This is a genomic window from Cellulomonas sp., from assembly GCF_015234515.1.
GTDB lineage: Bacteria > Actinomycetota > Actinomycetes > Actinomycetales > Cellulomonadaceae > Cellulomonas.
On record NZ_JADGMY010000037.1, the window covers coordinates 14372 to 35064 of the forward strand.

The following is a 20693-nucleotide window of genomic DNA, read 5'->3' on the forward strand; positions in this document are numbered from 1 at the left end:
GGTGGATCTCCTCGGTTGTGTCTTCGGTCGTGCGTACGGAGGTGGTGCGGGGGGAACGGATGGGACGGAACGTCACGCGGACCGGCCCACGCGCTCGAGCGCGCGGTCGGTGATCGACCGCGAGCCGCGGCCGATGGCGACGGTGCCGGACTGCACGATCTCACGGATGCCGAACGGCTCCAGGGCTGCGAGCAGCGCATCGAGCTTGCCGGGACCACCCGTCGCCTCGATGACGACGGTGTCCGGCACGACGTCGACGACGTGCGCGCGGAACAGCTGGACGACCTCGAGCACGTGCGTGCGCTGCGTGACGTCCGCCTTGACCTTGACGAGCAGCAGCTCGCGCTGGACCGACGCGGCGTCCTCGAGCTCGACGATCTTGATGACGTTGACCAGCTTGTTCAGCTGCTTGGTCACCTGCTCCAGCGGGAGCGCGTCGACGTCCACGACGACGGTGATGCGGCTGATCTCGTCGTGCTCGGTCGGGCCGACCGCGAGCGAGTGGATGTTGAACGAGCGCCGGGCGAACAGGCCCGCGACGCGCGTGAGCACGCCGGGCTTGTTCTCGACGAGGACGGACAGGGTGTGGCGGGTCATGGCTCGGCTACCTTCCTCAGTCCTCGCGGTCCCACGCGGGGCTGATGCCACGCGCGTACTGGATGGCGTCGTTGCTGACCCCGGCGGCGACCATGGGCCAGACCATGGCGTCGCGCGAGACCGTGAAGTCCACGACGACGGGCCGGTCGTCGATCTCCATGGCCCGCTTGATCGTCGCGTCGACGTCCGCCTTGGTCTCGCACCGCAGACCCACGGCGCCGTACGCGTCCGCCAGCTTCACGAAGTCGGGGACGCGCGCCGTGCCGTGGCCGGTGTTCAGGTCGGTGTTGGAGTAGCGCGACTCGTAGAAGAGGGTCTGCCACTGCCGGACCATGCCGAGCGAGCTGTTGTTGATGACCGCGACCTTGATCGGGATCTCGTTGATCGTGCAGGTGGCGAGCTCCTGGTTGGTCATCTGGAAGCAGCCGTCGCCGTCGATCGCCCACACCGTGCGGGCGGGGTCACCGACCTTCGCGCCCATCGCGGCGGGCACCGAGAAGCCCATGGTGCCCAGCCCGCCGGAGTTGATCCACGCGCCGGGGCGCTCGTACTTGATGAACTGCGCCGCCCACATCTGGTGCTGCCCCACGCCGGCCACGTAGATCGACTCCGGCCCGGAGATCTCCCCGATGCGGGAGATGACGTGCTGGGGCGCCAGGTGCCCGTCCGACGGCTCGTCGAAGCCCAGGGGGAACGTCTCGCGCCAGGCGTCGAGCTGCTGCCACCACGCCTCGAGGTCGGGCTTGCCGTGCTGGCCGTGCTCACGCTCGAGCTCCGGCAGCAGGTCCCCGATGACCTCGCGCAGGTCACCGACGATCGGCACGTCGACACGCTTGTTCTTGCCGATCTCGGCCGGGTCGATGTCCGCGTGCACCACGGTCGCGAGCGGGGCGAACGACGACAGCAGACCGGTCACCCGGTCGTCGAACCGTGCGCCGAGCGCCACGACGAGGTCGGCCTTCTGCAGGGCCGCGACCGCGGCCACGGTCCCGTGCATGCCGGGCATGCCCAGGTGCTGGGGGTGCGAGTCGGGCAGCGCGCCGCGCGCCATGAGCGTGGTCACGACAGGCGCACCGGACGCGTCCGTCAGACGACGCAGCAGGTCGGAGGCCCCCGAGCGGACCACGCCGCCACCCACGTACAGCACGGGCCGGCGCGCTGTCGCGATGAGGCGCGCCGCCTCGCGGATCTGCTTGGCGTGGGGCTTGGTCACCGGGTGGTAGCCCGGCAGCGCGATGTCCTGCGGCCAGGAGAACGTCGTCTGCGCCTGCATCGCCGACTTCGCGATGTCGACCAGGACGGGTCCGGGACGGCCCGTCGACGCGATGTGGAAGGCCTCGGCGATGGTCCGCGGGATGTCGTCGGGGTCGGTCACGAGGTAGTTGTGCTTGGTGACCGGCAGGGTGATGCCGACGATGTCGGCCTCCTGGAACGCGTCCGTGCCGATCATCGAGGCACCGACCTGGCCGGTGATCGCCACCATGGGCACCGAGTCCATGTTGGCGTCGGCGATGGCGGTCACGAGGTTGGTCGCCCCCGGCCCCGACGTCGCCATGGTGACCCCGACCTTGCCCGTCGCGTAGGCGTAGCCCGCCGCCGCGTGCCCGCCGCCCTGCTCGTGCCGCACGAGGATGTGCCGCACCTTGGTCGAGTCCATGAGCGGGTCGTAGGTCGGCAGGATCGCGCCGCCCGGGATCCCGAACACGACCTCGACGCCCGCCTCCTCCAGGGACCGGACGATCGACTGCGCGCCCGTGACCTTCTCGGGCCCGACGTGTCGCGGCGCGTCGGCCGGCGACTCGACGGGGCGGGGCAGCCCGTCCGCGACCGGGCGCGCGGGGCGCACGGGGCTGCGGGGGGGTGCGGGATGGGGACCCTGGACCATCGTCGTCTCCTGCGGGTCGAGTGCGGGTGTGGTCGTCCGGTGCGAGGGGGCCGCGCCGGACGGACGCCGGGCACGAAAAAGCCCCTCGACCCGAGGCACCGGGTTGGACGAGGGGCGAGCGCGCGCGACGAGCGACCTGGGCGGGTGGCGTCAGCCGGCGCGCTCAGGAAGTACTACGAGGATCATCTGCACGCCGTCACCCTACGCCCGCGGGACGGCAGATGTCATCTCACTCCAGGGCTGTCTCACATGCTGGTTCACGCGTCCACTGATCGGACGGCGTCGCTCTGGCCAGCGGGCCGGTGACGCCGCGCCGGCAGGTCAGACCACCGCGCCCCGCGCACCGCCCGCCACGAGCGCGACCACGCACAGCGCCGCCACGGCCATCGCCAGGGTGAACGGCAGCCTGCTGCCCGACCGCAGCACCCCGGCGGCGCCCGCGGTGACGGCCACCACGACCGCCAGGACACCCACCGCGGTCGCGGTGCCGGGCGGCGCGCCGGGCGGACCGAGGACCGCGACCACGACCGCGCACGCGAGCACCGCCGGCGCCAGGACCGCGGTCACCCGCAGACCCAGCCGGTGAGGCAGGCCGCGGACGCCCGTCGCGGCGTCGTCCTCGAGGTCCGGCAGCACGTTCGCCAGGTGCGCACCGATGCCCAGCACGGCACCCACGGCGACCAGCCACCCCGCGGGCAGCCCGTCCCCCGGCCGGGCGAGCACGACGAATGCGGGCAGCGCACCGAACGCGACCGCGTACGGCAGCCACGACCAGGCCGTCGACTTCAGGCCGAGGTTGTAGGCCCAGCCCATCGCCACGACGGCCCCGTGCGCCGCGGCGGCCGGCGGCCCGCACGCGAGCGCCAGCAGCACGCTGACCACGAGCGCGATGAAGGCCGCACGGCGCAGCGTCTCCGGAGTCACGGCGCCGGCGACCACCGGCTTGTCGGCACGGCCCACCGCGTGGTCGCGGGCCGCGTCGAGCCAGTCGTTGGACCAGCCGATCGAGAGCTGCCCGGCCAGGACGACCCCGAGCACGAGCGGCACCGTGCCGGCCGGGGTGCCGACCGCGACCGCGAGCGCGGTGCACAGCGTCGTCACGACCACAGTCGGGCCGAGGTGGCTCGCGCGCGCCAGTGCGACCACGGCGCGTCGGACCGGCGGGCCGGCGACCCGCGCGGCGTCCGTCGAGGTGTCGGGCACGGTGCGACCGTATCCCGCGCCGTCCGACGGCGCCCGTGGCACGATTCCCAAATGTCGCGTCTGCTCGCCGTCGCCACGGCCCTCCCCGGCCCGCCGCGCGACCAGCACGCCATCAGCGAGATCGTCGTCCCCCTCGTCACCGGCGACGACGCGCGCGCGGGCCGGCTGCTGCGCCGCCTGCACGACAACAGCGGCGTGCGCACCCGTCACCTCGCGCTCGCGCCGGACGCGTACGCGGGGATCTGCGACTTCGGGCAGGCGAACGACCTCTACCTGTCCGTCGGGACGGACCTGGCCGAGCGCGCGGTGCGCGACACCCTCGACCGCGCGGCCGTCGACCCCGCCGAGGTCGACTTCATGCTGTTCACCTCCGTCACGGGAATCGGCGCGCCGTCGGTCGACGCGTCGCTCGTGGGACGGCTCGGGATGCGCGGCGACGTCAAGCGGCTGCCGTCGTTCGGGCTCGGCTGCAGCGGGGGCGCCGCGGGCCTGGCGCGCGTGCACGACTACCTGGCGGGGCACCCGCACGACACCGCGCTGGTCGTCTGCCTCGAGCTGTGCTCCCTGACGCTGCAGCACGACGACGCCGACGCCGCCGCGCTGGTCGCGAGCGGCCTGTTCGGTGACGGTGCGGCCGCCGCCGTCCTCGTGGGTGACCAGCACCCGGCCGCGTCGAGCGCCACCGGTCCGCGCGTCGTCGCCACCCGCAGCCGCCTGTACCCCGGCACGCAGGACGACCTCGGCTGGCGGGTGCGCGCGTCGGGGTTCCGCATCGTGCTGTCGGCCGGCCTCCCGGACGTCGTGCACGCGCAGGTCGCCGCCGACGTCGAAGACCTCCTCTCCGCCCACGACCTCAAGCCGGGCGACGTCACCCGCTGGGTCGTCCACGCCGGCGGTCCCCGCATCCTCGACGCGGTCCAGGACGCACTGGCCCTCCCGCCCGACGCCCTCGACGCGAGCCGGGCGTCGCTCGCCGCGGTGGGCAACCTGTCCTCGGCCTCGGTGCTCGACGTCCTCGACCGGACCCTGCGCGACGGTCCACCCGGCGACTCGCCCGGCGTCCTGCTCGCGTTCGGCCCAGGGGTCAGCGTCGAGATGCTCCTGCTGCAGTGGTCCCCGACGAAAGGCTGAACGTGCTCACCCTCTACTTCGTGGTCGTCGGCCTCACCGCCGTGGAGCGTCTCGTCGAGCTCGTCGTGTCCAACCGCAACGCGCAGTGGTCGTTCGACCGGGGCGGCGTGGAGAGCGGCCGCGGCCACTTCCCGGCCATGGTGCTCCTGCACACCGCGCTGCTCGTCGCCTGCGTCGTGGAGGTGCTGGTCGCGGACCGCCCGTTCCTGCCCTGGCTGGGCTGGCCCGCGCTGGTGCTGGTCGTCGCGAGCCAGGCCCTGCGCTGGTGGTGCATCGCCACGCTCGGCCCGCGCTGGAACACGCGGGTCATCGTCGTGCGGGACCTGCCGCTGGTCTCGCGCGGGCCGTACCGCTTCTTCCGGCACCCCAACTACGTGGCGGTCGTCGTCGAGGGCATCGCACTGCCGCTCGTGCACACCGCGTGGGTGACCGCGCTGGTGTTCACGCTGCTCAACGCCGTGCTCCTGCTGCGCTTCCGGATCCCCGCCGAGGAGCGCGCGCTCCAGACTGTGTCGGCGTAGGGCGACCGTGCCGGACACGGACGTCCTCGTCGTCGGAGGCGGGCCCGTCGGTCTGGCGGCCGCGATCGAGGTCCGCCGGCGCGGTCTCGAGGTCGTCGTCCTGGAGCCGCGCGCCGGCACCGTGGACAAGGCCTGCGGCGAGGGCCTCATGCCGGGCGCGCTCCGGCTGCTGCAGGAGTGGGACGTCGACCCGCCGGGTCATCCGCTCGTCGGCATCAGCTACCGCTCCCCCGGCGGCCACGTCGACCACCGGTTCCGTGGCCCGTCGGGCCGGGGCGTGCGACGCACCGTCCTGCACGACGCCCTGCGGGGACGCGCCGCGGCGCTCGGTGCCGTGACGGTGGGAGGGCGGGCCGACGACGTCCGGGTGACCCCCGCGGGTGTCGTGGCGGGCGGGATCTCCGCACGCCACCTGCTCGCGTGCGACGGGCTGCACTCGACCGTCCGGCGTCTCGTGGGGCTGGAGCCGGCCGCCCGACGCCGTCGGGACGGCCGCCAGGACGGTCGGCGCTACGGCCTGCGGCGGCACTACCGGCTCGCCCCGTGGACCGACCTGGTCGAGGTGCACTGGTCCCCGGCCGCCGAGGTGTACGTGACGCCGGTCGGCCCGGACCTCGTCGGCGTCGCCCTGCTCGGGCCCCGGGGGGTGACCCTCGAGGCGGCCCTCGCGTCGCTCCCCGAGCTCGCCGCTCGCCTGGACGGTGCGCACGCCGGTCCGGTGCGGGGGGCCGGGCCGCTGCGGCAGCGCAGCACCCGCCGCGCCGCCGGGCCCGTCCGGCTCGTCGGCGACGCCTCGGGCTATGTGGACGCGCTGACCGGCGAGGGGCTGCGGGTCGGGTTCGCGCAGGCGCGGGCGGCCGTGGCGACGCTCGACGACCCGGCGGCGTACGAGCGGGCGTGGCGGACGGCGACGCGCGACTACCGGGTCCTGACGTCCGCCCTGGTGGCCTGGGCGGCGTCCCCGCTGCGCCCGACGCTCCTGCCGGTCGCGCGCCGGGCCCCCGCCCTGTTCGCGGCCGTGGTCGAGCGACTCGCCGCGTGACGCGTACGTCGAGGTGGGCCTGGTGACTGCCCCGTACGGTGGTGCGAGGCGCTGCGACGACGACGAGGGCGGTGGGACCGTGCGGACGACGACGGCAGGCAGGGTGGGCACGACGACCACGGGCGCGGCCCTCGCCCTCCTCCTGACCGCGTGCTCGGGCGGCTCGGGGACGACGCCGGAGACCGCGACACCGACGGCGGCGCCGTCGTCCGCCGCTCCGGCACCGAGCGCGACGACCTCGGACGGCCCGTCGCCGGCCGCCTCCGCGCCCGCAGGTGCCGAACCGACCGCCGGGCTCGACGGCTTCACACCGCCCGGCACCGAGGCCACCGCCGAGGGCGACGCCGCGGCGTACGTCGTGACCCAGGTGCGCACCGGCGAGCACGAGGGTTACGACCGCGTCGTGTACGAGCTCGCGGGCGGCGAGGGCACGCCGGGCTACCGCGTGGGTTACGTCGACCAGGCGGTCGAGGACCCGAGCGGCGAGGTGCGGCAGGTCGACGGCGACGCGATCCTGCAGGTCTGGATCGTCGGGACGACGTACCCCGCGGAGGGTGGCCCCCCGGAGTTCTCGCAGGACCTGCGCCCCACCGGAGGCGACGTCGACCACGTCGTGCGGCCCCTCACCTTCGAGGGCATGACCCAGTCCTTCATCGGCGTCGACGACGCGCCGCGGCCGTACCGGGTGCTGGTGCTCGCCGACCCCGTGCGCGTGGTCGTCGACGTCCAGGACGACTAGGTCCCGGCCACCGCGAGCGAGCGCGACGAGAGCGCCCACCCGCGCGTGGGTGTCAGCCCTCCGCGGGGTCCATGTCGAACGCAGGCAGACCGTCGATGCTCGTGCGGTTCTTCAGCCGGCGGTACGCCGCGCGACCCTCGACCCCCTTGCGAGCCATGTACTGCGGCAGCAGGTCGCGCTCGCCGCGGTAGTCCATGAGGGGGACGCCGTACCCGCAGGAGTCGGAGACGCGCTCGACGTCCACGACGACGACCGCGCGCGCTCCCCGGGCCTCGTCGAGGTCACCGTCGAAGTGGGCGAGGAGGTCGTCGAACCCGTCGTCGTACAGCGTGACGAACCGGCCGCGGCCGTGCAGACGCACGATGTCCGGCGGACCCTCGAACGCGCAGAACATCAGCGTGACGCGGCCGTTCTCGCGCAGGTGCGCGATGGTCTCCGACCCCGACGCGGTGAGGTCCACGTAGGCGACCGTGCGCTCGTCGAGCACCGCGAACGTGCCGCCGACGCCCTTGGGCGAGACGTTGACGTGCCCGTCCGGCCCGCTGGGCGCCGTCGCGACGAAGAAGACGTGCTGCGCGAGCAGCCACGCGCGCATGCGGTCACCGATGTGCTCGTGCACCTTGGCCATCAGCGCATCATGCCAGCCGTCACTCGCGCGTGACGGGCGGGTCCGTCACCCGGTCGGCGCACCGGTGCGCAGCACGACGGCCTCCCACGGCCGCAGGGTCACCGCTCCCCCGGCCACCCGGGCCGGCTCGGCGTGGTTCCCCAGGACGACCTCGGCGTCGTCCCAGCCGGGCCCGACCTCGACGGTCTGCTCGTCGCCGGTGAAGCTGCCGAGCACGAGCAGGCGCACACCGTCGAGCGCCCGCGTGAACGCGTACACGTGCGGGTGGCCGGGCAGCAGCATGGTGAAGTCCCCGAGTCGCACGACCGGGTCGTCGTGCCGCAGCGCGATCAGGCGACGGTAGTGGTGGAACACCGACGACGGGTCGGCACGCTCCGCCGCGGCGTTGACGGACCGGTGGTTGGGGTTGACGGGCAGCCACGGCTCGCCCGTCGTGAACCCGGCGTGCCGCGAGGCGTCCCACTGGACGGGCGTGCGCGCGTTGTCGCGGCTCATCGCCATGAGGCCCGCCAGGACGACGTCGTCGCTGACGTGCCCTCGTTCCCGCGTCTCGGCGACGTACCGCAGGGCTTCGATGTCGCGGTAGTCGTCGAGCGACGTCAGGTGCGCGTTCGTCATCCCGAGCTCCTCGCCCTGGTAGACGTACGGCGTCCCGCGGTGCAGGTGCAGCACGGTGGCGAGCATCGTCGCCGACTCGCGGCGGTACTCCCCGTCGTCGCCGAAGCGCGACACGATCCGCGGCTGGTCGTGGTTGTCCCAGTAGAGCGAGTTCCAGCCCACGTCGGCGAGCCCGGCCTGCCAGCGGCCGAGCACGGCCTTGAGGTCCCGCAGGTCCAGCGGGCGCGGGTCGTACTTGCCGCCGGGGCCGTGGTCGAGACCGACGTGCTCGAACGTGAACACCATGTCGAGCTCGCGGCGCGCGGGGTCGGTGAACAGGACGCCGTCCTCGACGGTCGCCCCCGGCGTCTCCCCCACCAGCAGCAGGCCGTCACGACGCCCGTCGAACACCTCGTGGTGCATCTCCTGCAGGTACTCGTGGAGCCGGGGGCCGTGCACGTACTGCGCGGACCCGTCGCCGAGCGCGCCCGTCGTCGGCGGGCCGTCGGCGAGTGAGCCGTCCTCGGCGACCACCTTCGAGATGAGGTTGATGACGTCCATGCGGAACCCGTCGACACCCCGGTCGAGCCACCAGCGCATCATCGCGTAGACGGCCTGCCGGACCTGCGGGTTCTCCCAGTTGAGGTCGGGCTGCTTGCGGCTGAACAGGTGCAGGTAGTACTCGCCCGTCGCCTCGTCGTACTCCCACGTCGGGCCGGAGAAGAACGATCCCCAGTTGGTCGGCTCGGCACCGGGCGTGCCGGGCGCCATGCCGGGCCGGGCGGGGCGCCACCAGTACCAGTCGCGCTTCGGGGAGTCCACGGACGACCGGGACTCCACGAACCACGGGTGCTCGTCGCTCGTGTGGTTGACGACGAGGTCCATCACCACCTTGATGCCCCGGGCGTGCAGGGCGGCGACCACCTCGTCGAGGTCCGCCAGGGTGCCGAACAGCGGGTCGACGTCCTGGTAGTCGCTGATGTCGTACCCGTTGTCGTCCTGGGGGCTGCGGTAGATCGGGGAGAACCAGACGACGTCGACCCCGAGCTCGACCAGGTGGTCGATCCGCTGCAGGACGCCCCGCAGGTCCCCCACGCCGTCGCCGTCGGAGTCCTGGAAGGACCGCGGGTAGATCTGGTAGACGACCGCGCCGGTCCACCAGGGGGCGTCGTCGACGGTGAAGGTCATGGCAGAGGCGCTCCTTCTCTCGGGGGTGCCTCGACCGTCGCACGGTCGCCGCTCCCGCGCACGCGCTCCGCCTCCTCCGGACGTGCGGCGCGAGGAGATCGTGCGCGCGGCACGCGAGGAGTTCGCCGCGCGCGGCGTCCGCGGGACCACGTTCCAGCACGTGGCCGACCGCGTGGGTGTCACGCGTGGCCTCGTCTACCACTACGTGGGCGACATGGACGCTCTCGTCGAGCTGGTCGTGGACGCGTCCATCGCCGACTTCGTCGCGGACGTGCGCCGGTGGGACGCCGCGCGCCGTCCCGGCGACATCGACGGCGCCGTCGTGGAGTGCGTCGCCCTCCTCCGGCGCCACGTCCACGCCGACGGCACGGCGCCCTCACCACGTCTCGACGACGTCGCGACGTCGTTGCAGTTCCTCGACCGCGCGGTCGAGGCGGTGGTCGACACGCTCGAGCAGACCACCATCCCCGCCTACGCGGCTCGGCACACCATCGAGATCGCGCACGTGCGCGAGACGTTCGTCGTCCTCGTGCACGGGCTCGTGGCGCTGGTCCGCTCCCAGCCCGACACCCCGGACGACGTGCTGGCCACGATCGTGCGGCAGACGTTGCGGCTGGCCACCCCCACCCCTGCCGCCGACTGACGGAAGGGCCGCGCGCCGGCTCAGCGGGGAGGCCAGGTCCCGCCGCCCCAGCCGCCGGCCCTGCCCGCGGTCGCGGTGGCCACGACCGACGCCGTCGTCGCATCGCCGGGCGTCTCGTGGTACCCGCCGAGCGTCGGGCCGCCGGCGGTGCCGCCGACGGCGAGCCGGTACTGCGCGCCGACCACGAGGCTCGGGTGCGAGACCACGACGTTGCCGGTCGGCTTGCTCGTGCGGAACGACGTCACCACCGTCCCGTCCGCGGCCAGCACGTGCAGGAGGACCCCCGCCGGCTGCTCGGAGCTGAGCGACACCCACGTCTGGGGCGACGACGCGGCCGGCGTGCCGACGAGGCCGCCGGAGCTGACGCCCGCCACGGTGCCCCCCGTGATCTGGAAGTCACCGTTGACGTCGACCGCGCTGTTGATGAACTCCGTGGGGCCGTTGACGACGACGAGTCCGCCGGACATCGCGGCGGTGCCGTTCGAGTCCAGGCCGTCACCGGTCGCGGAGTCGAGCAGGATGCGGCCCCCGCTGATGGTGACCGTCACCCCCGGGACGGCACCCACGGCGTCGGGCGACGCGGGGTCGGACGCGTTGACCGCGTCGTCCGTCGCGGTGACGCCCACCAGGCCGCCGGAGATCTCGACGACCTTGGCCTCGAGCCCCTCGTGCGACCGCGTGACCGACAGCGCACCGCCGCTCACCACGAGCCGCTCGGCCGCGTCCGCACCGTCCCCGAGCGTCGCGAGCGTGGCGCTGCCCGACGCGACCGTGATCGTGCCGTCGGAGTGCAGGGCGTCGTCGTACGCGTCCACGCTGGACGTGCCGCCGCCGATCACGACGGCCACGTCTCCGACGACGCCCTTCGCGCCGTCCCCGGCACCGGCGACACCACCGCCCGACGTCACGTCGAGGTGCCCGCCGGAGACGACGACGTCCGAGGCGGCCGTGACGCCGTCGTCCCCCGACACGATGCGCACGGCACCGCCCGCGAGGTGGACGAAACCCTTCTCCGGGGCGTCGTCGTCGGACTTCAGGCCGTCCCCGCCTGCGGCGACGTCGAGCGTGCCGCCCGTCACGACGAGGTAGTCCTTGCCGCGCACGCCGTCGTCCGCGGCGACGACCGTGAGGTCCCCGCCCGCGACGACGAGACCGTCCTTCGACGCGATCGCGTCGTTCGCGTTGCCGCGCACCGTGAGCGACCCGCCGCCCGTGATCGTGAGGTCCGCCGTGGAGAAGAGGGCCGCGTTCGGCTCGTCCTCCCCCTCGGGGTACGTGTAGGTGGCGGCGTCCGTGAGGGCGTTCGTCGTCCCGTCCTGCAGCACGACGACGACGTCACCCGCCTCGCTGACCTGCAGGGGCGCGCTCGTGGTGGAGGTGACCGACGCGCCGTCCAGCACGATCCGCACGGTCCCCTCGCCGGCCGACGCGACGACGAGAGCACCGTCGGTCAGGGCGCCCCGGACGCGGTACGTGCCGGGTGCGGAGATCGTCACCGTCCCACCCTGCGCGCTCGCGCCCGCGCCGGTGACGGCCGCCGTCCCGCCGGCCAGGTCGATCGCCGTCTCGCTGGCCGTGTCCCAGTCCAGCGCGTGGTCGGTGCCGTGCGCCGCCACGTTGGCGGCGAGCACCTCCTGCACCACCTGCTCCGTGGTGTCCGCCGCTGCCGGCGCCGTCCCGAGCACGCTCGTCACGATCGCTGCAGCCACCGCCGCGGTTGTGGTCCCTCGTCGCATCCGTCGCTCCTTCGTCCGGTGTGCTGCCCGCACACGGGACCAGGCAAGCGCCTCGGCGTCACGGCGTCTGCCTGCGAAACGTTCAGGGTCCTGACCGAAACATCGCAGTCGGACGCCTCACCCCAGCACGGCACCCTTCGACGCGGACTGCACGAGCTTCTGGTACTTGCCGAGCACGCCCCGGGTGTACCGAGGGGGCAGCGGGGCCCAGCCGTCGCGTCGTGCCGCGAGCTCCGCCTCGTCGACGACCAGGTCGAGGGTCGCGTGGGCGACGTCGAGCCGGATGCGGTCGCCGTCACGGACGAACGCGATCGGGCCGGCGTCGACGGCCTCCGGCGCGATGTGCCCCACGCACAGGCCCGTCGTGCCTCCCGAGAAGCGGCCGTCGGTCACGAGCAGGACGTCCTTGCCGAGGCCCGCCCCCTTGATCGCGCCCGTGATGGCGAGCATCTCGCGCATCCCGGGACCGCCCTTGGGGCCCTCGTACCGGATGACGACGACGTCACCGGCCTGGATCGTGCCGTCCTCGAGCGCGTCGAGCGCGGCACGCTCGCGCTCGAAGACCCGTGCGGTGCCCTCGAAGACGTCGGAGTCGAAGCCTGCGGACTTCACCACCGCGCCCTCGGGAGCCAGCGACCCGGACAGGATCGTGATGCCGCCCGTGCGGTGGATCGGGTTGTCGAGCGCCCGCAGGATCTTGCCGTCCGGGTCGGGCGGGGCGATGTCGGCGAGGTTCTCCGCCACCGTGCGTCCGGTGACCGTCAGGCAGTCGCCGTGCAGCAGGCCCGCGTCGAGCAGCGCCTTCATCACGACCGGCACGCCGCCGACCCGGTCGACGTCGTTCATGACGTAGCGACCGAACGGCTTGAGGTCACCCAGGTGCGGCACGCGCGCCGCGACCCGGCTGAAGTCGTCGAGCGTCAGCTCGACCTCGGCCTCGTGCGCGATCGCCAGCAGGTGCAGCACCGCGTTGGTCGACCCGCCGAACGCCATGACGACGGCGATCGCGTTCTCGAACGCCTCCTTGGTCATGATCTGCCGTGCCGTGATGCCCCGGCGCAGGAGCTCGACCACGGCCTCGCCGGACCGGTGCGCGAACTGGTCGCGCCGCCGGTCCGCCGACGGCGGCGCCGCGGAGCCCGGGATCGACATGCCGATGGCCTCCGCGACCGACGCCATGGTGTTGGCCGTGTACATGCCGCCGCACGCGCCCTCGCCCGGGCAGATCGCGCGCTCGATCCGGTCGACGTCCTCGCGGCTCATCAGCCCGCGCGCGCAGGCCCCGACGGCCTCGAACGCGTCGATGATCGTCACGTCCTTCTCGGTGCCGTCCGACAGCTTCACCCAGCCGGGCATGATCGAGCCGGCGTAGAGGAACACCGACGCCAGGTCCAGACGCGCCGCGGCCATGAGCATGCCGGGCAGTGACTTGTCGCAGCCGGCCAGCAGCACCGAGCCGTCGAGCCGCTCGGCCATCATCACGGTCTCCACGCTGTCCGCGATGATGTCCCGGCTGACCAGCGAGTAGTGCATGCCCTCGTGGCCCATCGAGATGCCGTCGGACACCGAGATCGTGCCGAACTCCAGCGGGTACCCGCCCGCCGCGTGCACGCCGTTCTTCACCGCCTTGGCGAGCCGGTCGAGCGACAGGTTGCACGGCGTGATCTCGTTCCACGAGCTGGCGACGCCGATCTGCGGCTTCGCGAAGTCGTCGTCCCCGAGCCCGACGGCCCGGAGCATGCCGCGCGCGGCGGTCGCCTCGAGCCCGTCGGTGACCTGCCTCGACCGCGGCTTGATGTCGATGCCCGGTGCCGGCTGCGCGTGCGATGACGTCATGGGCCGACCCTAGTCACGCCGCGCGCCCGGCGCCCGGACGCCGCGGCGACGATGTCAGGATAGGGACGTGACCATGCCCTTCACCGCCCGCCGCCCGTGGATGATCGCACCGCTCCTGTGCGCCGTGCTCCTGTCCGGGTGCTCGCAGGGCGATCCCGCGGACACCGCGGACCCCACCTCCACGCCGACCGCCGCACCGAGCACCACGCCGTCGGCGACCCCCGAGGCGCCCCCGGCCGAGGCGGAGCCCGCGGCGCCCGTCGGCGACGGCGGACCCGAGGCGAGCTTCCGCACGTGGCTCGCCGCGAGCCGCGCGCCCGACGCGGCCACCGCGTGCGCCTACATGACCCCTGAGCTCACGCAGCGCATGATTGACGAGATCGGCGCGGTGTTCCCGGGCATCACCGACTGCCCGTCCATGATCGAGACCACGGCCGCCTTCTACGCCGCCGCCGGCCAGTCGTCCGAGACGTTGGTCGAGCTGCGTGAGCAGACGGCCGACAGCGCCGTCCTGCACGTCACGTACTCGGCCGGCAGCTGCGGCCTCGTCGTCCTGCAGCCGGGCGACGGCCACTGGGTCCTGGACGAGCGCTCCGACGAGGCCTGCTGAGAGCGGGTCAGCCCCGCCGCAGCCGGCTCACGTCGCGCACGGCACCCCGGTCGGCGCTCGTCGCCATCGCCGCGTACGCCTGCAGTGCCGGCGACACGTAGCGGTCGCGGTCGACCGGCTGCCACGGGTTCTCGCGCGCCTCCATCTTGGCGCGACGCTCGGCCAGCACGGCGTCCGGCACGTTGACGCGGATGAGCCGCGTCTCGACGTCGATCTCGATCTCGTCGCCGTCCTCGATCAGCCCGATCGTGCCGCCGGCCGCCGCCTCGGGGCTGACATGCCCCACGGAGATGCCCGACGACCCGCCGGAGAACCGGCCGTCGGTGATGAGCGCGCACACCTTGCCCAGGCCACGGCCCTTGATGAACGATGTCGGGTACAGCATCTCCTGCATGCCGGGTCCGCCCGCGGGGCCCTCGTACCGCACCACGACGACGTGCCCGGGCTCGACCTGCTTGCGCAGGATCTTGTCGACCGCCTCGTCCTGCGACTCGCACACCAGCGCGCGCCCGACGAAGTGGAACACGTCCGGGTCGATGCCGGCGGTCTTGATGATCGCGCCGTCCTCGGCGAGGTTGCCGCGCAGGACCGCCAGACCACCCTCGACCGTGTACGCGTGCGCGACGTCGCGGATGCACCCGTTCGCGGCGTCGGTGTCGAGGGACTCCCAGACGTTCGACGTCGAGAACGCCTGGGTCGTGCGGACGCCACCCGGCGCCGCGAGGAACAGGTCCAGCGCCCGCTGCGTGGCCTTGCCGCCCCGGACGTCCCAGTCGTCGAGCCACGCCCGCAGCGTCGGGGTGTGCACGCTCGTCACGTCGTGGTCGAGCAGCCCGCCCCGGTCCAGCTCGCCCAGGAGCGCCGGGATGCCGCCCGCCCGGTGCACGTCCTCCATGTGGAAGTCCGGGTGGTTGGGTGCGACCTTCGACAGGCAGGGCACGCGGCGGCTGATGGCGTCGATGTCGGCGAGCGTGAAGTCGAGCTCCGCCTCCTGCGCGGCGGCGAGGATGTGCAGCACCGTGTTGGTGGAGCCGCCCATCGCCACGTCGAGGGTCATGGCGTTGCTGAAGGCCGCCTTGGTCGCGATCGACCGGGGCGCCGCCGTGTCGTCCTCGTCGTCGTAGTAGCGGCGCGCGAGGTCGACGATGGTCCGGCCGGCCTCGAGGAACAGCTCACGGCGCGCGGTGTGCGTCGCGAGCGTCGAGCCGTTGCCGGGCAGCGAGAGCCCGAGCGCCTCGGTGAGGCAGTTCATCGAGTTGGCCGTGAACATGCCGGAGCACGAGCCGCACGTGGGGCACGCGTTCTCCTCGACGCGGCCCAGCGCCTCGTCGGAGACGGCGTCGTCGGCCGAGTAGTTGATCGCGTTGACGAGGTTCAGCGGCGTCCTCGCGACGCCGTCGGCGACCACGGCCTTGCCGGCCTCCATCGGCCCGCCGGACACGAAGATCACCGGGATGTTCAGCCGCAGCGCGGCGTTGAGCATGCCGGGGGTGATCTTGTCGCAGTTGGAGATGCACACGATCGCGTCGGCGCAGTGCGCGTTGACCATGTACTCGACCGAGTCGGCGATCAGGTCGCGGCTCGGCAGCGAGTAGAGCATGCCGCCGTGGCCCATCGCGATCCCGTCGTCGACGGCGATCGTGTTGAACTCCTTCGCGACGCCACCCGCCTCGCGGATCGCGCCCGCGACGAGGTCACCCATGTCCTTGAGGTGCACGTGCCCGGGGACGAACTGCGTGTACGAGTTCGCGATCGCGATGATCGGCTTGCCGAAGTCCTCCGTGCTCATGCCGGTCGCACGCCACAGCGCGCGCGCGCCGGCCATGTTGCGACCGTGGGTCGAGGTACGAGAGCGCAGTGGACGGCTCATCGCGGGGGTCTCCTTCGCACGGGTGACGACGCCACCTCGCGGTGACGCCCCGACACGCTACGTCGCCACGTCGCACGGCGTGTCGCGCGTCCGACCTGTGATCCGCCGGCGGTCGCTGCTCACACCGCCGGCGGACGTCTCAGAGGACCGTGACGCCGGTCCAGCGCGGGTCGTCGAGGGTCACCGGGTACGTCTCCCCCGCGAGCACGACGCTCGCCTCGACGTCGCGCTGCGCGCACGACGGCCCGACCCACACCTCGAGCTCGCCCGGCTCCACGACGCGTCGGCCCGAGCGGTCGGTGAACGCGAGGCGTGCCGCGGGGATCGTGAGCAGCACGTCGGCGCTCTCGCCCGCCTGGAGCTCGACCCGGTGGTAGCCGAGGAGCTGCGCGACCGGCCGCGTCACGCTCGCGACGACGTCCTTGCCGTACACCTGGACGACGTCGGCTCCCGCACGCTCACCCGTGTTGGTCACCGTGACGGTCACCGTCAGGCCGCCGCTGGTCGACGCCCCGGGCGCGACGCGCAGGTCGGCGTGGGTGAACGTCGTGTACGACAGGCCGTGCCCGAAGGGCAGGGTCGGCACGGTGCTGAGGTTGGTGACGTCACCGTCGCCGCCCAGCGCGGGGTGCAGGTAGGTGTACGGCTGCGCACCGGCGGACCGCGGCAGGCTGACGGGCAGACGCCCGGAGGGGTTGACCCGACCGGTGAGGACACCCGCGAGGGCGTTGCCACCCTCCTCGCCCGGGAAGAACGCCTGGACCGCGGCGGCGCACCGGTCGAGTGCCCAGTCGACCGCGTAGGGACGGCCGGTGAGCATCACGAGCACGACCGGTGTGCCCGTCGCGAGCACCGCCTCGACGAGCTCGCGCTGGACGCCGGGGAGCTCGAGGTCGTCCCGGTCGCAGCCCTCGCCGACCGTGCCGCGGCCGAACAGGGCGGCGTGGTCGCCGACCACCAGGACCGCGACGTCCGCGGCGCTCGCCACCGCGACGGCCGCGTCGAAGCCCGAGCGGTCGTCGTCGTCGACGGCGCAGCCCGGCGTGTAGGTGATCTCGCCGTCGCTGTGCTCGCGCCGCAGCGCCTCGAGCACGGTCGGCGTCTCGATGCCCACCGGGGTGCCGGGGTGGTGCGCGAGCACGTGGTTGAGGAAGGAGTAGCAGCCGAACAGCGCGGCGGCCCGGTCCGCGTTGGGGCCGACCACCGCCACGCGCGCGTCCGGTGCGAGCGGAAGCGTGCCGTCGTTGCTCAGCAGCACGAGCGACCGCTCGGCGAGCAGGGCGGCGACCTCGCGGTGCGCCGGCGAGTCGAGGTCGACGTCCGTGGGCGGCTCGTCGTCGAACCGCGCGTCGAGCAGCCCGAGCTCCTCCTTCTGCGCGAGCGCGCGCTGCACCGCGCGGTCGACGAGCGCCTCGTCGACCTGCCCGGCACGCACCGCCGCGGCCAACGGGGCCAGGTACGCGTCACCGGTCGGCAGCTCGATGTCGACGCCGGCCGCGAGCGCCTGCCCGGCGGCACCCGCCAGGTCCTGCGCGGTGTGGTGCAGCAGCTGGAGGAACGCGACGCCGAAGTAGTCGGCCACCACCGTGCCGTCGAAGCCCCACCGCTCGCGCAGCAGCCCGGTCAGCAGGGCGGGGTCGGAGGCCACCGGGACTCCGTCGATCTCGTTGTACGACGACATCACCGACCGCACGCCGCCGTCCAGCACCCCCATCTCGAACGGCACGAGGAGGACGTCGGCGAGCTCGCGGCCGCCGGCGTGCACCGGCGCGAAGTTGCGGCCGGAGCGGGAGGCGGAGTAGCCGACGAAGTGCTTGAGCGTGGCGTGCACGCCCGTCGACTGCAGCCCACGCACGTACGAGGTGCCGAGCGTGCCGACGAGGTAGGGGTCCTCGGAGATGCACTCGTCCACGCGACCCCAGCGCGGGTCGCGAATCACGTCGAGCACCGGCGCCAGCCCCTGGTGGATGCCCAGCGAGCGCATGGACTCGCCGATGAGCTCGCCCATGCGGGTCACGAGGTCCGCGTCGAAGGACGCACCCCAGGCCAGCGGCGTCGGGAACGTCGCGGCGCCCCAGGCCGACAGCCCGGTGAGGCACTCCTCGTGCACGAGCGCCGGGATGCCGAGGCGGGTCTCGTTGACGAACCACCGCTGCTTGTCCCAGAGCCATGCCGCGCGCTCGGCCGCGTCCACCGGGCGGGTGCCGTAGACGCGCGTGAGATGGCCGAGGCCGTCCTGGATCGACTCGTCGAGACCACGGGGAGCCTCGAACTCGCCCTGGAGCGGAGCGACGGCCTCGCCCTCGCTCTTCTCCCAGAAGCCGACGATCTGCGCCAGCTTCTCGTCGAGCGTCATGCGGGCCAGGAGGTCGCGCACCCGGTCCGAGACGTGGGTGCCGACGGGCAACTCGAGCTGAGTCACGGGACTGTCTCCTTCAGGTGCGCGTCCGCCACGATGCGGGCACGGGCCGTCCGGGGCCCCGCGCGCACGGCGCACGGAGCCCCCGGACAGACCAGGGTGGGGATCGTCAGGGGGAAGGGCTCAGCCCTTCACTGCCCCCTGCAGACCGCTGACGATGCGCTTCTGCATCGTCAGGAAGAACACCAGCGCCGGGATGACCGCGAGCGAGGTGAACGCGAGCACACCGGCCGTGTCGGCCGAGTACTGGGTGGAGAAGTCCGCGACCCCGAGCGGCAGCGTCTTGAGCTTGGGGTCGTTGAGCAGGAGCAGCGGGAGCAGGTAGCCGTTCCAGGAGCCCACGAACGCGAGCACACCGGTGGTCACCATGCCAGGCCCCGACAGCGGGACGAGGATCCGCCAGAAGAACCCGATGCGCGACGCGCCGTCGAGCATCGCCGCCTCCTCCAGCTCGTTCGGCAGCGCCATGAGGAACGGCCGGAGGATGACGATCGTCATCGGGAGCGCGAACGCCGCCTGCGGCAGTGCCACACCCCAGTACGTGTTGGTGAGATGCAGGTCACGGACCATGAGGAACAACGGGATGATCGCGACCGTGAGGGGGAACATCAGGCCGATGACGAACACGTTGAAGAGAGCCTGGCGTCCCTTGAAGCGGTAACGCGCGAGCGGGTAGGCCGCCATCACACCGGCGACCACGACGATCGCCGTGGTGACCGCCGCGATGATGACCGAGTTGAGCGCGTACTGCCAGAAGCTTCCGGACGTCAGCACGCCGGTGTAGTTGGTGAAGATCCACGGGTCCGGCAGGCCGACCGGGTTGGCCCCGAGCTGACCGTTCGAGCGGAACCCGCTCAGGACGGCGTACACGACGGGCGCGAGCGTGATGCCGCCGATCAGGACGGAGGCGACGTAGACCCACGGGCTGACCGAACGCCGGCTCTGCGAACCGGACCGGGCGGCCCCCCGCGAGCCGCGTGACGGCGGGGCGACGACGGAGGTCATCGGGACACCTTCTTCCGGCGCTGCTTCGGCTTGTCGTCTCCCGCGTCGCGGTTCATCACGAGCTTCTGGAAGAGCCCCGCGATGACGAACGAGATGACGAAGAGGATGATCGCGACCGCGGACGAGTAGCCGTACTGGCTGCGCTCCGTGCCCTGGCGGATCAGGTAGGTCGCCATGGTGGAGGTCGCGTTGTCCGGACCGCCCTTGGTGAGGATCCACACCATGTCGAACAGCTGCAGCGAGCCGATCATCGACAGGAACATCCAGGTGCGGATGGTCGGGCCGAGCAGCGGGATCGTGATCTTGCGCTGCGTCTGCCACCAGCTCGCGCCGTCGATCGACGCTGCCTCGTTGAGCTCCTCGGGAACCCCCTGGAGGCCGGCGAGGAGCAGGACGATCGCCAGACCGCAGTACTTCCAGGTGAGGACACCCATGACGGTCCACAGCGCCACGCTGGAGTTGGCGAGCCACGCCTGCGTCACGCCGCCGAGGCCGATGGCCTCGAGGAACGCGTTGACGCCGCCGGACGGCTGCAGCAGGAGCTTCCAGATGACGCCGGCCACGACCTCGGCCAGGACGTAGGGGACGAACACGATGACGCGCATCGCGGTCTGTCCCGGGAACTTGCGGTTGAGGAGCAGCGCGATCAGGACGCCGATCGGCAGCTGGATCGCGATCGACAGGACCGCGATCGTCAGGTTGTTGGTCACGGACCGCTGGAAGATCGTGTCGCCCAGCGCCATGACGTAGTTCTGGAAGCCGACGAAGTTGTCCATCGGTCCCAGGCCGTTCCACCGGAAGACCGAGTAGCGCGCGGCCTGGACCACGGGCAGCAGGACGAAGGTGGCGAACAGCAGGAGCGCGGGCGCCACGAAGAAGAAGATCTCGAGGCGCTTGCGCCATGCGTTGGACGACGCTCCGCGCCCCCGCGGCCCGGAGGCCACCGACCAGGCCGTGGCCTGGTCGGTGGCACCCGGGTTCACTGCGGTGGCGGCAGCAGCCCTGGTTGCGTGCCCCCCGCGGGGGGTCAGGTCTCCTGCCAC

Annotated in this window: 17 protein-coding genes; 6 read left to right on the forward strand and 11 right to left on the reverse strand. The window is 72.9% G+C overall.

Features of this window, described 5'->3' with window-relative positions; translation table 11 throughout:
- Positions 1 to 72: 72 nt before the first annotated feature.
- From ilvN to IR158_RS19035, 3 genes are all read right to left on the reverse strand, one after another.
- The gene (gene ilvN / locus IR158_RS19025; protein WP_291816010.1) at positions 73 to 597 is read right to left on the reverse strand and encodes an acetolactate synthase small subunit; all 525 of its coding nucleotides are present in this window, start codon (positions 595 to 597) and stop codon (positions 73 to 75) included.
- Between the two features lie 16 nt (positions 598 to 613).
- Positions 614 to 2482, reverse strand: a complete 1869-nt coding sequence (locus IR158_RS19030) for an acetolactate synthase large subunit (protein ID WP_291816012.1) — start codon at positions 2480 to 2482, stop codon at positions 614 to 616.
- A 321-nt stretch (positions 2483 to 2803) separates the two neighbouring features.
- Entirely contained in the window at positions 2804 to 3685 is an 882-nt protein-coding gene (locus IR158_RS19035) for a UbiA family prenyltransferase (protein WP_291816014.1), read from the reverse strand.
- A 51-nt stretch (positions 3686 to 3736) separates the two neighbouring features.
- Here IR158_RS19035 and IR158_RS19040 point away from each other — a divergent pair, with 51 nt between their 5' ends.
- The 4 genes from IR158_RS19040 to IR158_RS19055 are packed head-to-tail and all read left to right on the forward strand — an operon-like array spanning position 3737 to position 7118.
- Positions 3737 to 4816, forward strand: coding sequence for a 3-oxoacyl-[acyl-carrier-protein] synthase III C-terminal domain-containing protein (locus tag IR158_RS19040; protein WP_291816016.1), 1080 nt, complete (start codon positions 3737 to 3739; stop codon positions 4814 to 4816).
- A 2-nt stretch (positions 4817 to 4818) separates the two neighbouring features.
- Entirely contained in the window at positions 4819 to 5337 is a 519-nt protein-coding gene (locus tag IR158_RS19045) for an isoprenylcysteine carboxyl methyltransferase family protein (RefSeq protein WP_291816018.1), read from the forward strand.
- Positions 5338 to 5344: 7 nt separating this feature from the next.
- Positions 5345 to 6379, forward strand: coding sequence for an FAD-dependent oxidoreductase (locus IR158_RS19050; protein ID WP_291816020.1), 1035 nt, complete (start codon positions 5345 to 5347; stop codon positions 6377 to 6379).
- Between the two features lie 22 nt (positions 6380 to 6401).
- Positions 6402 to 7118, forward strand: a complete 717-nt coding sequence (locus IR158_RS19055; RefSeq protein ID WP_291816021.1) for a hypothetical protein — start codon at positions 6402 to 6404, stop codon at positions 7116 to 7118.
- Between the two features lie 52 nt (positions 7119 to 7170).
- On the opposite strand, the gene IR158_RS19060 is transcribed toward IR158_RS19055, so the two are convergent.
- Together IR158_RS19060 and IR158_RS19065 are read right to left on the reverse strand one after the other, a co-directional pair.
- Positions 7171 to 7746: a pyridoxamine 5'-phosphate oxidase family protein gene (locus IR158_RS19060; RefSeq protein WP_291816023.1), complete on the reverse strand. Its 576-nt coding sequence runs from the start codon at positions 7744 to 7746 to the stop codon at positions 7171 to 7173.
- A gap of 45 nt (positions 7747 to 7791) precedes the next feature.
- Positions 7792 to 9531, reverse strand: coding sequence for an alpha-glucosidase (locus tag IR158_RS19065; RefSeq protein ID WP_291816026.1), 1740 nt, complete (start codon positions 9529 to 9531; stop codon positions 7792 to 7794).
- Positions 9532 to 9613: 82 nt separating this feature from the next.
- Between IR158_RS19065 and IR158_RS19070 the strand changes: the two genes are divergently transcribed.
- A complete protein-coding gene (locus tag IR158_RS19070) occupies positions 9614 to 10174 on the forward strand; it encodes a TetR/AcrR family transcriptional regulator (RefSeq protein ID WP_291816028.1) in 561 nt (186 codons plus the stop codon).
- A 20-nt stretch (positions 10175 to 10194) separates the two neighbouring features.
- Here the strand turns inward: IR158_RS19070 and IR158_RS19075 are convergent, their stop codons facing one another.
- Positions 10195 to 11883 carry a carbohydrate-binding domain-containing protein gene (locus tag IR158_RS19075; protein WP_291816030.1) on the reverse strand — a complete coding sequence of 563 codons (1689 nt, stop codon included), beginning with the start codon at positions 11881 to 11883 and terminating at the stop codon, positions 10195 to 10197.
- 144 nt (positions 11884 to 12027) lie between these two features.
- Positions 12028 to 13746 (reverse strand): dihydroxy-acid dehydratase, encoded by a 1719-nt coding sequence (gene ilvD / locus IR158_RS19080; RefSeq protein WP_291816032.1) that lies wholly within the window; start codon positions 13744 to 13746, stop codon positions 12028 to 12030.
- A 67-nt stretch (positions 13747 to 13813) separates the two neighbouring features.
- On the opposite strand from ilvD (IR158_RS19080), the gene IR158_RS19085 reads away from it, so the two are divergent.
- Positions 13814 to 14356 carry a hypothetical protein gene (locus tag IR158_RS19085; RefSeq protein WP_291816034.1) on the forward strand — a complete coding sequence of 181 codons (543 nt, stop codon included), beginning with the start codon at positions 13814 to 13816 and terminating at the stop codon, positions 14354 to 14356.
- A 7-nt stretch (positions 14357 to 14363) separates the two neighbouring features.
- Here IR158_RS19085 and ilvD (IR158_RS19090) read toward each other — a convergent pair whose 3' ends face one another.
- The 4 genes from ilvD (IR158_RS19090) to IR158_RS19105 form a co-directional block, all read right to left on the reverse strand.
- Positions 14364 to 16226, reverse strand: a complete 1863-nt coding sequence (gene ilvD / locus IR158_RS19090) for a dihydroxy-acid dehydratase (RefSeq protein ID WP_291816036.1) — start codon at positions 16224 to 16226, stop codon at positions 14364 to 14366.
- Between the two features lie 139 nt (positions 16227 to 16365).
- The gene (locus tag IR158_RS19095; RefSeq protein ID WP_291816038.1) at positions 16366 to 18648 is read right to left on the reverse strand and encodes a glycoside hydrolase family 3 N-terminal domain-containing protein; all 2283 of its coding nucleotides are present in this window, start codon (positions 18646 to 18648) and stop codon (positions 16366 to 16368) included.
- A 120-nt stretch (positions 18649 to 18768) separates the two neighbouring features.
- A complete protein-coding gene (locus IR158_RS19100; protein ID WP_291816040.1) occupies positions 18769 to 19650 on the reverse strand; it encodes a carbohydrate ABC transporter permease in 882 nt (293 codons plus the stop codon).
- A complete protein-coding gene (locus tag IR158_RS19105; RefSeq protein ID WP_291816042.1) occupies positions 19647 to 20693 on the reverse strand; it encodes a carbohydrate ABC transporter permease in 1047 nt (348 codons plus the stop codon). Before IR158_RS19105 ends, IR158_RS19100 begins: the two co-directional genes overlap by 4 nt.